Origin of the sequence: Bacteroides finegoldii DSM 17565 (assembly GCF_000156195.1) — a bacterium.
Classification (GTDB): Bacteria; Bacteroidota; Bacteroidia; order Bacteroidales; family Bacteroidaceae; genus Bacteroides; species Bacteroides finegoldii.
In genome coordinates, this window is sequence record NZ_GG688326.1 from 104,448 (window position 1) to 104,918 (window position 471).

1 pseudogene is annotated in these 471 nt (G+C 44.8%); it reads left to right on the plus strand.

Annotated features, from left to right (window positions below):
* Nucleotides 1–471: pseudogene (locus BACFIN_RS23350) on the plus strand (DDE transposase); the annotation flags it as partial.

Consider the following 471-nt stretch of genomic DNA (forward strand, 5'->3'; position numbering starts at 1 on the left):
CTTCATGTCTGTATGACCGATGCCACCTGTTATGAAAGTCATCTGCGTTTTCCTACTGATGCCAAACTCTTATGGGAAGGTATTGTATGGCTTCATCGTCATCTGTGCAAGCATTGCCGTACATTGCACATACAACGTCCCCGTAACAAGTATCTTGATGTACGCCGTGCCTATCTTGCTTATAGCAAACTGCGTAAACGCAGGAAATCACAGACTCGTATGATTACACGAAGGTTACTTCAGTTATTGGAAAAGTTACTTGACCAGCTGGAGCAGCTTCATTCATCCTACAGGAACAGGCTTGCACTATCCTCTGATTACCAAAGACGTTTCTCGGTCATACAGACAGTCCTTGAGCAAGGGAAGAATTTATTTGCAGGCAAAAAAGTGTCCAACCGTATCGTGAGTATCGACCGGCATTACCTTCGCCCCATTATCAGAGGCAAGGAAACCAAATCCGTTGAATTCGAG